Genomic DNA, 12,435 nt, shown 5'->3' on the forward strand with positions numbered 1-12,435 from the left:
CTCATTTTCACGCCATGAGCACGCCCCGCCAGCCCCGGGAAACCCGACCCGCCGGAATCGCCGCCCGTGAGGGCGCCGGACATGCCGGTCTCGAACCGCTGTCGGTCCTGCCGGTCTTCGTGCCGCTGCAGGGCAAGCGCGCGGTGCTGGCCGGGTCCAATGGCGGCGCGCCGTGGAAGGTGAAGCTGCTCGCCGCCGCCGGGGCCGATGTCGACGTCTACGCACCCGAACCCAGCGACGAGTTGCGCGCAGTGCCGGGCGAGATCGTCGCCGGCAGCGTCACCCTGCACGAGCGCCAGTGGCAGCCCTCCGACCTCCAGGGCGCCGCCTTCTGCATCGGCGCCATGGAGGACGAGGCCGATTGCATCGCCTTCGTGGCCGCCGCGCGGGCGACCGGCGCCATCGTCAACGCCGTCGACCGGCCGCATCTCTGCGACGTGAAGTTCGGCGCCATCGTCAATCGTTCGCCCATGGTGGTGGGCATCTCGACGGAGGGCGCGGCTCCGGTCTTCGGGCAGACGGTGCGTGCCCGGATCGAGGGCATGCTGCCGCGCGGGTTCAAGGCCTGGATCGGTGCCGCCCGCGACTGGCGCGAGGAGGTCACGAGCCGTTTCCACGCCTTCTCCGACCGCCGCGCCTTCTGGGAGCGGTTCACGGATCGCGCCTTCGCCGAGCCGGACCGGGCTCCCACCGAGGCGGACCTCGCCGAGCTTCTCGGCCAGACGGACGCCGCACCGAAGGGTGGGGCGGTGACGCTCGTCGGCTCGGGGCCGGGTGATGCCGAACTCCTGACGCTGAAGGCCCTGCGGGCGCTCCGCAACGCCGACGTGATCCTCTACGACGATCTCGTGGCGCCCGAGATCCTCGATTATGCCCGCCGCGAGGCGCGCACCATGCTGGTGGGCAAGACCGGGCACGGCCCCTCCTGCCGCCAGGACGACATCAACGCGCTGATGGTGCAGCTCGCCAAATCCGGCAAGCAGGTGGTGCGCTTGAAATCCGGCGATCCCCTCGTCTTCGGCCGGGCCGGCGAGGAGATCGATGCCTGCCATCAGGCGGGAATCCCCGTGAGCGTAGTGCCGGGCATCTCGGCGGCGCAGGGGGCGGCCGCGTCGCTGGGCGTCTCATTGACCAACCGCGACTCGGCGCGACGCCTGCAATTCGTCACCGGCCATGACCGGCGCGGTGCCCTGCCGTCCGACCTGAATTGGGGGGCACTCGCCGATCCGAGCGTGACCACCGTGGTCTACATGCCGAAAAAGACCCTGCGCGAGCTGCTCGAACGCGCCGTCGCCGAGGGTCTGGCCCCGGCCACCCCCGCGCTCCTCGTCTTCAACGCCACCCGGCCCAACCAAGCCGTCGTGTCGGGCACAGCCGCCGAACTGGCGGACCGGGTGGAGGCATCGGGCTTCGATGGGCCGGCCCTGCTGATGGTGGGCGAGGCTTTACGCCTGCACAGGCTTGAAGCGGTCGCGGCAACGCCAGAGCCGGACAAGCTGGCGATCTGACCGTCGCGCGGCCTTCATCGGACAAGGCGCGGCTTCCATTTCACCGGGAGGATGCTGAAGTCTGCCCCGTCGGTGCCCCGCTCCGGCGCGAGAGCGCCTCCCTGGCCAGCGACCGTGGCAAGGGCGGCGAGGGCTGAAACAAAGGCTCCCGGATGCGCGAACGCCCCTGGGAACGGTGTCACGACCAAACATCTGTGAATCGACGCGGTGGCCCCCCACGCCCGATAGGCTTGCACCACGTGCGATGCGTGTAGAGTTCCGACCAGAATCGGAGCCACGCCGTGAACAAGCGATTCGTTGCCCTCGCCCTCGCCCTGTCGCTCGCGACGACGACACATGCAGCGAGCGCCGACGATTCGGTGATCGCGGCGGCGACGGACTTGACCGGTGACGTCCTGTTCCTCGAATCCGGGGCGCCCGGCATGATCCTGGTGGTCGTGCGCGGGGACGGGACCTTCATCCGCGGCTACGGCGAGACCGAGAAGGGCAACGGCATCACGCCCGACGGAACGAGCCTGGTGCGGCTCAATTCCATCACCAAGGTCTTCACGACGGAAGTCCTGGCCTCCCTCGCCACGGAGAGGAAGCTCTCCCTCGCCGATCCGCTGCAGAGCTTCGCGCCGCAGGCGAAGGTTCCCGCCTTCGAAGGGCGCCCCATCACCCTCCTCGACCTCGCAACCTATTCGGGCGCCCTACCGCGCGAGATGGGACACGCCCCCGAAGGCACGAATCCCCGCGCCTGGCCGACCCGCGACGACCGCTGGTCCTGGCTCGGCAACTACACGCTGCCTTGGGCCCCCGGCACCGTCACGTCCTATTCGAATGTGGGGTTCGACCTCCTGGCCGATGCGGTCGGGACGGCAGGCGGCGCGTCCTATGCGAACGTGCTGCGCGGCCACGTTACCGCGCCCCTCGGAATGCCGGATACGGTTCTCTCGCCGACACCGGAGCAATGCGCCCGGCTGATGATCGGTTCGGGCCTCGGCGGCCCGGCCACCTGCGTCGACACCCAGGCGACGGGGGGAAGCGGCGGGCTCTACAGCACCGGCAACGACATGGCTCGCTGGCTCCGGCACAACGTCACCGCCACGAGCGGCGCGCTCGCCCTGAGCCACGCGGTCTACCGCCAGCGCCAATCGATGCCGGCGGCGATCGGCTTCGACGAAGCGTCGCCCATGGCGGGCCTCGCCCTCGGCTGGGTGGCCCTGGCGGCCAAGGGGAACGGACCGGCCATGCTGGCGAAGAGCGGGGGAGGCGCCGGCTTCATGAGCTACGTCGCCTTCGCACCGGGGCGCGATGTCGGGGTTTTCGTCGTCATCAACAGCATCGATTTCGCGGCGTTCTCCGCCTTGACCAGCACGACCCACAAGCTGATCGCCGCCCTCGCGACGCGCTGACCCGCGTGGGGAAGCCGGTCTCACGGAGCCCCCCCGGCGACACATTGACGGTTGCCCGCATCCCCGGCCCATGCTCTTGCCGCAGCGTCTCCCCAGGAACCGGCTTGAAGGCTCCCCATGCGTCGCGCCCTTCCCCTCATCCTCTTCGCCCTCGGCCTCGTGGCGCTCGGCGTCGCGGCCACCGTGATGCTCGTGCCGAAGGCGGGGCAGGTGGCGACCAGCAGCGTCGGCGGCCCCTTCACCCTCACCGACCAGGACGGACGGCGCGTCACCGAGCGGGATTTCGCCGGGGCGACCCATCTGGTCTTCTTCGGATTCACGCATTGCCCCGATGTCTGCCCGACGACGCTGCAGCAGATCGGTGATGTGCTCCAGGCGCTCGGCCCCAAGGGCAAGGACACGAAGGCGCTGTTCATCGCGGTCGACCCCGAGCGCGACACGCCCGAGGCCCTGAAGACCTACCTCGCCAGTTTCGATCCCCGCATCGTCGGCCTCACCGGCTCGCAGGAGGAGGTCAACGCGGCCGTGAAGGCCTACCGCGCCTATGTCCGCAAGGTGCCGACCAAGGGGGACGACTACACGATGGAGCACACGGCTTTGGTCTACATCATGGACGGCCGGAACCGCTTCGTGAACGCCCTCAACCTGACGAAACCCGCCGACCAGACGGCGGCGGAACTCGCCAAGGCGCTGTAACGCGTCATGGTGCTGTGCCCCGTCATCGCGGCGGGTGCGGTGTCAGCGCCCCGCTGCGCGAGGTGCGGGACAGGCCGTGTTCGGTCTTGTTCCAGCGGTCGGGTGCGAGGATCAGCTCGATCACCCCGCGCCAGGCGGCGAGGCTGACGAGCAGGAAATAGGCCGGCAGCAGGGGCACGAAGGGGACGAGATCGTGCCAGCCCCGTCGCCGGCAGCCGATATAGGCGGGCAGCAACATCGCCACGAAGCCGGAGACGAGGACCGTGATCGCGGTGCCGGTGGGCAGATTCGCCCAGAAATCGCTCCCCGCCTCGATCCGGCCCGGCCACAGGGAGACCACGGCCGGCAGCATCAGGAACGGGTAGGACAAGGCCGAGACCACCGTACCGGGGATGAGGGCCAGCGCGCAGAGGCTCGCCAGGGGGCCGAGTTCGCGGAAGGTCGCCATGGGGGTGCGGCCATGGGTGAGGCTGGTCTGGAGGAAGCCCTTCATCCAGCGGGTGCGCTGGTTGAGCCAGGCCTTGTAGCGGGCCGGCGCCTCCTCGATCGTGCTGCTCGGCAGATCACCCACATCGTAGCCGGCCCGCGCCAACCGCAGACCGAGATCGGCATCCTCGGTGACATTCCAGGCATCCCATCCGCATACGGCGCGAAGGATATGGGTCCGGAAATGGGTGGAGGTGCCGCCGAGCGGCGTCGGCAGCCGCCACGCCGCCAGTGCCGGGCCGAGCACGTCGAACAGGGCCGTGTATTCGAGGGCGAAGCACCGGGTGAGCCAGGAATCGCGGGCATTGTCGATGACGAGGCGGCCCTGCAGGCAGGCAGTGCGCGGGGAGGCGCGGGCGAAGGCCTCGGCTGCCGCCCGCAACTGGCCGGGATCGGGCACGTCTTCCGCGTCGTAGACCACGAGGCAGCTTCCCCTTGCCAGGGGCAGGGCGGCGTTGAGGGCGCGCGGTTTCGTTTTCGGCAGCCCCGGCGGCACAACGACGACCTCCACATGTGCCGGCAGGGTAAGGCAGGCGAGCGCCCCCGCCGTGGCGGCATCGTCGGCCTCGGTGAGGAGCTTGATGTCGAGCTTCGCCACCGGGTAATCGAAGCGCGTCAGCGCCTCCAGCAAGCGCGGCACCACCGCCGCCTCCCGGTAGAGCGCCACGAACACCGTGTAGACCGGCAGGTCGCCATCCGGCAGCCCTGGTCCGGGTGGGTCTTCCGGCGCAGCCTCGCCGGTGGGCCCGATGGCGGCCACGCGAAAGGTGAGGAGGGCGAGGAACCCGACCTGCACCACGACCCAGGCCGCCGTGACGAGGAGCGCCGGCAGCCAGGCCATGGCGAAAACGAGCGCCCCGAAGATGAGACCGGCCAGAGCGAGGAGCGGCGCCACGGGGGCGGCATTGTAGGCCCAGTCCGGCCTCCTCCTGAGAAGGTCGTCCGAGGCATGGGCGGCGATTCCCGCCGCGCGTTGGGCAAAAATCGCGTGGCGCAGGGCCGTCGGCGTGGTGATCGCCGGCATCAGCCCCGTCGGGCTGCGCCCCTGCAGCAATTCGGCGATCGCGCGCCCCCGAGGGGCATAGACGAACGCGGCCCCCATTCCCGGTGCGAGGGGGGCGACGCCCGCGATCAGACTGTCGGGAAACCGCGCTCCGGCGCCGAGGGGCAGGGTCCCGCCGAGGAACCGCGCCCCGAGGGTGAGCGCGAGGGCGCGGTAGAAGCGCTCCTCTTCCATCAACCCGGCCTGGATCAGGGTGGTGGCGGCATCGGTGCCGCTCGCCCGGGCCAGGGCCGCGGCCTTCGCCAGCATCAGCGGGGACGCGGCGTGGCTGAGGAGAAACGCGATCTCCGGAGGCAGTGCCACCGTTTTGCCGCGCAGGTTCCTGAAACCGACGATCGACACCGGAACCGGCTCCCCGAGGCCCGGGAACGTGATAGGGGGAGAGCCGTGAGCCAGACGATTCCCGCGCACAACCAGTGCGACACAGATACAACCAGGCCGTCAACCCGAGGCAGGCGGTCCGCCGCCGCTTTGCTGGTGACGGCGCTCCTCGCCGTTTCGCCGGCGTCGGCGCAGGAAGCCACCTCGCCGGGCGTGACGATCCCGAATTTCTGGAATCCGCGCAGCCGGCTCGAACGGATCGAGGCGCCGCAGACGGCGCGCGCCATCCGCTTCCTCACCGACGACGAGTTCCCGCCCCTGCATTTCGCAGGCCCTGACGGCGCGCCGACCGGCTTCGTGGTGGAACTCGTCCGGGCGGTCTGCGAACGCTTGACGCTCAGCTGCACCATCCAGGCGCGCCGGTTCGATACGCTGCTCGACGGGCTGGCCGACCGGCAGGGCGACGTGGTCGCCGCCGCCATCCCGCTGACGCCGACCCTGCGCAGCCGGTTCCTCGCCACTCGTCCGTATTTTCGCTGGCCGGCGCGCTTCGCCGCCCGCACCGACAAGGGCCTTCCCGCCCCATCGGCCAAGGCCCTGGCGGGCAAGTCCGTCGGAATCGTCGCGGCGAGCGCGCATGCGGCCTATCTCAAGGCGTTCTTTCCCCAGGCGGAGGCGCGCGAGTTCACCGACCTCGCCACCGCCGAAGGGGCGCTGCGGCGCGGCGACGTGGACTACGTCTTCGCCGACGGGCTCAACCTCGCCCTATGGATCGGCGGCATCGATTCGTCGAATTGCTGCGCGCTGGTGGGCGGCGACTACCTCGAAAACCACTATTTCGGCGAAGGCATCGGCCTCGTCACCCGCCGAGAGGATACGGCCCTCTCCCGCGCCCTCGACGAAGCCCTGCAAAGGCTCTGGGACGAAGGGAAATACGCAGAGTTGTACCTGCGGTTCTTCCCCGTCAGTCCGTTCTGACTCGCCGGCCCATCCCCCTCAGGGCGCCGGGCTGGCCTTACATCCTCAGCATCCCGCGCGCCTCGTCCGCCAGCCGCAAGGTAAGGTCCGCAGCCCCCGTTTCCCGTGCCAGGGACGCCGCCTGACCGGACCAGAGCGGCGAGAAATCGCCCGAGCCTCCCGCCTCCGCGCGCTGGCGCAGGGGCTGGAGCGCCACGGCGGCGGAGGGAAAGGCGGGAGCGTCGGCGCTCACCGGGCCGAGCTCCGCCAAAGCACGGTTGACGAGCCCTCGGGCGGGGCGCCCCGTGAAGACGTTGGTGAGCGCCGTATCCTCGTCGCGGGCGGCCCGCAGGGCGGCGAGATGAACGGCGGAGATGCCGGCCTCCGGGCAGAGGAGGTAGGCCGTGCCGATCTGGACGGCGGACGCGCCGAGCATGATCGCCGCGGCGATCCCGCGCGCATCGGCGATGCCGCCCGCCGCGATGACCGGGACGCGCACCGCGTCCACCACCTGCGGCACCAGAGAGAAGGTGCCGACCTGGGACTCCACCGCATCGGTGAGGAACATGCCGCGATGGCCCCCGGCATCGGCCCCTTGGGCGATGATCGCGTCCACGCCACGCTCATCGAGCCAGCGTGCCTCACGCACCGTGGTGGCGGACGAGACGACGAGGCAGCCCGCTTCCCTGACGCGGCGGAGGAGGGCGGCCTCGGGAAGCCCGAAATGGAAGCTGACCACCGCCGGGCGCAGATCCTCCACGACGGCGCACATTGCCTCGTCGAAGGGCGCGCGGTTGGCCATGGCGACGGGTACTGTCGGGTCGAGGCCGAGCTCGCGGTAATAGGGTGTCACGCGCTGGAGCCATGCGGCCTCGCGGGCCGGATCGGCGGCGGCCGGAGCGTGGCAGAAGAAATTCAGATTGAACGGACGATCCGTGTTCAGGCGGATCGCCGCGACCTCGCTGCGCACCTGTTCGGCGTTCAGGGCGGCGCAGGCCAGCGACCCGAGGGCGCCGGTGGTGGAGACGGCAGCCGTGAGCTGGCCCCGAGGCCCCACCATCGGGGCCTGGACGATGGGATGATCCAGACCGACGAGATCGAGGAAGCGTCTGTCGGGCCACATGGCATGGTCTCCTTGGCAAGGCGTCGATCACCGTCTGTCTACACCATCGAAGCGCGAAGGTTTCCGGTTGGCTCCGCAGCCCTGAGGAACGCGATGAAAAGCCTCGCCCGGCGTGGATAACCTCGCTCGCAGGCGAGTTTCACGGCCCGGTCGGATGTCGGATCGCGCGGGAACATGGTCCAACTATTGCTAATGTTTCGGCGTGGTTTGCATCGGCGCCGATGGTGTGACGGACCCTGAGGCGATCCATGGCGATCCGGTCATATCCAGTTTCCGATGCGTCATCGGCAGGACCTCGTCCGTCGCTCGACGCGGCCTACCGCCGGATTACCTGGCGCCTGCTGCCGTTCCTGATGATGCTCTGGATCCTGTCCTGGATCGACCGGGTCAATATCGGCTTCGCCAAGCTGCAGATGCTGTCCGATCTCAAATTCAGCGAGACGGTCTACGGAATCGGCGCGGGCATCTTCTTCATCGGGTATTTCCTGTGCGAGGTGCCGAGCAACCTGCTGCTGGAATATATCGGCGCCCGCAAGACCATCGCGCGGATCACGCTCCTCTGGGGCGCCTGCTGCGTGGCGATGATGTTCGTCACCACACCGGCCTTCTTCTACGTGCTCCGCTTCCTGCTCGGAGTGTTCGAAGCCGGCTTCTATCCGGGCGTGATCCTGTACCTCACCTACTGGTACCCGAGTGAGCGGCGGGCGAAGGTGTTCGGCCTCTTCATGTCGGCCTCGGCCATCGCCGGGGTGATCGGCGGGCCGCTGGCCGGGGCGATCCTCACCGGCATGAACGGCGTCAACGGCTGGGCAGGCTGGCAATGGGTGTTCCTGCTGGAGGGCATCCCCTCGATCCTCGCAGGGTTCGTCACGCTCCTCTACCTGACCGACCGTCCCGCCAAGGCCACATGGCTGACGACAGAGCAGCGGGCGCTGGTCGAGGCGGACCTCGCCCGCGACGCCGAGGCTCTGGGTCCACGCGAACATCGCATCCTCGCCTCCCTGAAGGATGTCCGGGTCTGGCAGTGCATCGCGATCTTCTTCTGCATCATCATGGCGAACTCGGCCCTGACCTTCTTCGGGCCGAGCGTGGTGCGCGATGCCGGCTTCACCGACCCGCTCACCGTCGGCTGGATCATGTCGGCGGCCTATCTGTGCGGTGGCATCGGGATGATCCTCAACGGGCGCCATTCCGACCGGACCGGCGAGGCGCGCCTGCATTGCGGGATCCCGGCGACGATCGGGGCGCTGGCCATCGCCCTCGTCGGGTTCCTGGTCCCGTGGAGCCCGGTTCTGGCCATGCTGGCGCTCGCCGTGGCGATCGTCGGTACGATGAGCGCGATCCCCGTCTTCTGGCAGATCCCCGGGCGGTTCCTGGCGGGCTCGGCCGCCGCGGCCGGCATCGCCCTGATCAATTCGGTGGCCAACCTCGCAGGCTTCGGCGCCCCCGCCCTCATGGGTTACCTGCGCGAGCATACCGGCTCGGCCTCCGCCGGCCTGTGGCTGGTCGCGGCCTTCGAACTCGCGACGATCGTGCTGATCCTCGCCTTCGTCCCACCCGCCACCCCGGCGCTGGAGCGCCGGGCCGCCGCCCGTGCCGCCCATGAGCCGGCCTGACCCCGCCCCCGGTCGCGCCGGAACCGGCCCTCTGCAGGAGACACAGTTGAACCACCCCCCTGAGCGACCCGACCTCACGCGCCGCAGCCTGGTAGGCGCCGGCCTTGCCGGAATCGGTCTCGGCGGCACGGTCGCCGCCACCGGCACCGTGCTGGCCCAGGGCGCGCCCGCCCCGGCTCCTGCGCAGCCGGGCGCCCTGAACACCGGCCCGACGATGCAATCCGGCCTCGGCCCGCGCCTCACCATGCACGCCATCGACAATTTCCACGGCACACCGGGCGCGGGCATGGTCTGCGACCTCTCCGTGCGCGATGGCGACACCTACCGGCCGATCAAGACGATCACGACGGGAGCCAACGGCCGCTCGCCCGAGCCGCTCCTCATCGACGACGCCCTGAAGACCGGGCGCTACGAATTGCTGATGCATGTCGAGGAATACTTCGCCCGGATCGGCGTGGCGCTGCCGAGCCCGAACTTCCTGAGCCTCGTCCCGATCCGCTTCCACATCCGCGACGCGAGCCAGCGCTACCATCTGCCGATCCTGTTCACGCCCTGGGGCTACTCGTATTATCGCGGCAGCTGAGCGCCCCGACCGTCCGCAACCGCTTACCCACGACATGATCCGAGAGACCCGATGGCCGGCATCACGACACATATCCTCGACTCGGAGCGCGGGCGCCCCGCGCCCGGCGTACGCATCGACTTTTCGGTGATGGAGGAGGGGCGCTGGCGCCTCGTGAAGAGCGTCGTCACCAATGCCGACGGGCGCACCGACACACCGATCCTGCCGGCGGCCGAGGCGAAGATCGGCCAGTACCAGCTCGAATTCTTCATCGACGGCTATCTGAAGAGCCGGCCCGGCGTGAGCGAGGCGGACATCTTCGTGGACAACCCGGTGGTGCGGTTCGCGGTGTTCGACACCAAGCAGCATTACCACGTGCCGATGCTGTGCACGCCCGGCAATTGCACCACTTATCGCGGAAGCTGACCATGCCGGAACGGGTCGAGATTTACGGCCCGATCAGGATTTGGATTGCATAAGGGGAGGGTCCATCTCGTCTCGGCACTTCGGTGAGAGTTTCATCGCCGCCGATGACGCGACCATCTTCGGGGCGATCCATGGCGATCCGGTCATATCCAACTCATCCTAAGTCATCGGTCGGACAGAACCCGTCACTCGACGCGGCCTACCGCCGGATCACCTGGCGCCTGCTGCCGTTCCTGATGATGCTCTGGATCCTGTCTTGGATCGACCGGGTCAATATCGGCTTCGCCAAGCTGCAGATGCTGTCCGATCTCAAGTTCAGCGAGACGGTCTACGGCATCGGCGCGGGCATCTTCTTCATCGGCTATTTCCTGTGCGAGGTGCCGAGCAATCTGTTGCTGGAACATGTCGGCGCCCGCAAGACCATCGCGCGGATCACGCTCCTCTGGGGCGCCTGCTGCGTGGCGATGATGTTCGTCACCACGCCGGCCTTCTTCTACGTGCTGCGCTTCCTCCTCGGAGTGTTCGAGGCCGGCTTCTTCCCAGGCGTGGTCCTGTACCTCACCTACTGGTACCCGAGCGCGCGGCGGGCGAGGGTGCTCGGCCTCTTCATGTCGGCTGCGGCCATCGCCGGGGTGATCGGCGGGCCGCTGGCCGGGGCGATCCTCACCGGCCTGGACGGCGTGAACGGCTGGGACGGCTGGCAATGGGTGTTCTTGCTGGAGGGTATCCCTTCGATCCTCGCGGGCCTCGTCACGATCTTCTTCCTCGGCAACGTTCTTACCGACCGCCCCGCCAAGGCCAACTGGCTGACACCGGAGCAGCGGGCATTGATCGAAGCCGACCTCGCCCGCGACGCCGAGGCCTTGGGGCCCCGCGAGCACGGCGTCCTCGCCTCCCTGAAGGATGTCCGGGTCTGGCAGTGTATCGCGATCTATTTCTGCCTCGTCACGGGGTACTCGGCGCTGATCTTCTTCGGGCCGAGCGTAGTGCATGATGCAGGCTTCACCGACCCGCTCACCATCGGCTGGATCATGGCCGCCGCCTTCCTGTTCGGCGGCATCGGCATGGTGCTCAACGGGCGCCATTCCGATCACACCGCAGAGGTGCGCCTGCATTGCGGTGTGCCCGCCATGATCGGGGCACTGGCCATCGCCCTCGTCGGCTTCCTGATCCCGTCGAGCCCGGCTCTGGCCATGGTCGCACTCGCCGTGGCGATCGCCGGTACGATGAGCGCGATCCCCGTCTTCTGGCAGATTCCCGGGCGGTTCCTGGCAGGCTCCGCCGCCGCGGCCGGCTTCGCGCTGATCAACTCGGTGGCCAACCTGGCGGGCTTCGGCGCTCCGGCGGTGATGGGCTATCTACGCGAGCATACCGGCTCGGCCTCCGCCGGCCTGTGGCTGATCGCGGTCTTCGAACTCGCGACGATCGTGCTGATCCTCGCCTTCGTCCCGCCCGCCACCCCGGCCGGCGAGCGCCGAGGCACCACCGGCGCCGCGCCCGAGCCGGCCTGAACCGCCACGGCCGTGCCCGGGGCGGGAGCGTCGACCGCGCCCCGACGAGGCTGCCCCCGTGAGCGAGGCGGAGATCGCCGTGGACAAAGGGTGGCGCGGTTCGCCATGGTCGAAGCCAGGGAGCATGATCCCGTGCCGATGCCGTTCACGCCGGGTCGTCGTACGGATTATCGCGGGAGTTGAAGCCTTTGTCGGATCTGGCCGCCATCCACCGTCTCGACCGGGACGCCTTCGTCGCTCTGCTCGGCGGGGTGTTCGAACACGCGGCCTGGGTCGCCGAGACGGTGGCGCCGGCCCGCCCCTTCGCCAGCGTGGCCGACCTGCACGCCGCGATGATGGACGCGGTGCGCCATGCGCCCGAGGCGCAGCGCCTCGCCTTCCTCAACGGGCATCCGGAACTCGCCGGGCCCGAGGCACGGGCGCGGGCCATGACGGCCGACTCGGCGAGCGAGCAGGGCAGCGCCGGCCTCGACCACCTGCCGCCCGAGGATGCAGCGGCCTTCGACCGCCTGAACGCCGCCTACCGGGAGAGGTTCGGCTTCCCCTTCATCATCGCCGTGCGCGGCCGCGGCCGGGCCGAGATCCTCGCTGTCTTCGAGGCCCGCCTCGGACGGGAGCGGGCCGAGGAAGAGGCCACCGCCCTCGACGAGATCGGCGCGATCACGCGGATGCGCCTGGACATGCTGATCTCGGGGGCGGGCGACTGAGAGCGTTCGCGCTCGGCCCCCGCAAGGGTCGGGAATGCCCGCTTGTTCGACGTACCGAGCAT

Annotated in this window: 11 protein-coding genes; 9 read left to right on the plus strand and 2 right to left on the minus strand. The window is 69.3% G+C overall.

The genetic code is table 11. The annotated features are described in order from the left end of the window. Window positions 1-14 precede the first annotated feature (14 nt). From cysG to RQI43_RS13655, 3 genes are all read left to right on the plus strand, one after another. Window positions 15-1,508, plus strand: a complete 1,494-nt coding sequence (cysG, locus tag RQI43_RS13645) for a siroheme synthase CysG (RefSeq protein ID WP_311275488.1) — start codon at window positions 15-17, stop codon at window positions 1,506-1,508. Window positions 1,509-1,789: 281 nt separating this feature from the next. Then, window positions 1,790-2,905, plus strand: coding sequence for a D-alanyl-D-alanine-carboxypeptidase/endopeptidase AmpH (ampH, locus tag RQI43_RS13650; protein WP_311275489.1), 1,116 nt, complete (start codon window positions 1,790-1,792; stop codon window positions 2,903-2,905). 117 nt (window positions 2,906-3,022) lie between these two features. Continuing rightward, a complete protein-coding gene (locus tag RQI43_RS13655; protein WP_056429330.1) occupies window positions 3,023-3,601 on the plus strand; it encodes an SCO family protein in 579 nt (192 codons plus the stop codon). Between the two features lie 22 nt (window positions 3,602-3,623). On the opposite strand, the gene RQI43_RS13660 is transcribed toward RQI43_RS13655, so the two are convergent. Next, the gene (locus RQI43_RS13660) at window positions 3,624-5,492 is read right to left on the minus strand and encodes a glycosyltransferase family 2 protein (protein WP_311275490.1); all 1,869 of its coding nucleotides are present in this window, start codon (window positions 5,490-5,492) and stop codon (window positions 3,624-3,626) included. 135 nt (window positions 5,493-5,627) lie between these two features. On the opposite strand from RQI43_RS13660, the gene RQI43_RS13665 reads away from it, so the two are divergent. After that, the gene (locus tag RQI43_RS13665) at window positions 5,628-6,449 is read left to right on the plus strand and encodes a transporter substrate-binding domain-containing protein (RefSeq protein ID WP_311275491.1); all 822 of its coding nucleotides are present in this window, start codon (window positions 5,628-5,630) and stop codon (window positions 6,447-6,449) included. A gap of 37 nt (window positions 6,450-6,486) precedes the next feature. On the opposite strand, the gene RQI43_RS13670 is transcribed toward RQI43_RS13665, so the two are convergent. Beyond that, window positions 6,487-7,551: a nitronate monooxygenase family protein gene (locus tag RQI43_RS13670; RefSeq protein WP_311275492.1), complete on the minus strand. Its 1,065-nt coding sequence runs from the start codon at window positions 7,549-7,551 to the stop codon at window positions 6,487-6,489. Window positions 7,552-7,799: 248 nt separating this feature from the next. Between RQI43_RS13670 and RQI43_RS13675 the strand changes: the two genes are divergently transcribed. The 5 genes from RQI43_RS13675 (at window position 7,800) to uraD (ending at window position 12,373) form a co-directional block, all read left to right on the plus strand. After that, on the plus strand, window positions 7,800-9,167 hold the full coding sequence (locus RQI43_RS13675) for an MFS transporter (RefSeq protein ID WP_311275493.1): 1,368 nt from the start codon (window positions 7,800-7,802) through the stop codon (window positions 9,165-9,167). 46 nt (window positions 9,168-9,213) lie between these two features. Continuing rightward, window positions 9,214-9,750 carry a hydroxyisourate hydrolase gene (uraH, locus tag RQI43_RS13680; protein ID WP_311275494.1) on the plus strand — a complete coding sequence of 179 codons (537 nt, stop codon included), beginning with the start codon at window positions 9,214-9,216 and terminating at the stop codon, window positions 9,748-9,750. A 51-nt stretch (window positions 9,751-9,801) separates the two neighbouring features. Beyond that, window positions 9,802-10,155 carry a hydroxyisourate hydrolase gene (gene uraH, locus RQI43_RS13685; protein WP_311275495.1) on the plus strand — a complete coding sequence of 118 codons (354 nt, stop codon included), beginning with the start codon at window positions 9,802-9,804 and terminating at the stop codon, window positions 10,153-10,155. Between the two features lie 131 nt (window positions 10,156-10,286). Then, window positions 10,287-11,666: an MFS transporter gene (locus RQI43_RS13690; protein WP_311275496.1), complete on the plus strand. Its 1,380-nt coding sequence runs from the start codon at window positions 10,287-10,289 to the stop codon at window positions 11,664-11,666. 179 nt (window positions 11,667-11,845) lie between these two features. Then, complete coding sequence (uraD, locus tag RQI43_RS13695; protein ID WP_311275497.1) at window positions 11,846-12,373, plus strand: 2-oxo-4-hydroxy-4-carboxy-5-ureidoimidazoline decarboxylase; 528 nt, start codon at window positions 11,846-11,848, stop codon at window positions 12,371-12,373. Window positions 12,374-12,435: the final 62 nt, after the last annotated feature.

This window comes from Methylobacterium sp. WCS2018Hpa-22, from assembly GCF_031843785.1.
Taxonomy (GTDB): domain Bacteria; phylum Pseudomonadota; class Alphaproteobacteria; order Rhizobiales; family Beijerinckiaceae; genus Methylobacterium.

Bases quoted from the DNA above. Each gene is read 5' to 3' on its own strand.
- cysG (WP_311275488.1), top strand. From the start codon at position 15: ATGAGCACGCCCCGCCAGCCCCGGGAAACCCGACCCGCCGGAATCGCC.
- RQI43_RS13655 (WP_056429330.1), top strand. From the start codon at position 3,023: ATGCGTCGCGCCCTTCCCCTCATCCTCTTCGCCCTCGGCCTCGTGGCG.
- RQI43_RS13670 (WP_311275492.1), bottom strand. From the start codon at position 7,551: ATGTGGCCCGACAGACGCTTCCTCGATCTCGTCGGTCTGGATCATCCC.
- RQI43_RS13675 (WP_311275493.1), top strand. From the start codon at position 7,800: ATGGCGATCCGGTCATATCCAGTTTCCGATGCGTCATCGGCAGGACCT.
- uraH (WP_311275495.1), top strand. From the start codon at position 9,802: ATGGCCGGCATCACGACACATATCCTCGACTCGGAGCGCGGGCGCCCC.
- RQI43_RS13690 (WP_311275496.1), top strand. From the start codon at position 10,287: ATGGCGATCCGGTCATATCCAACTCATCCTAAGTCATCGGTCGGACAG.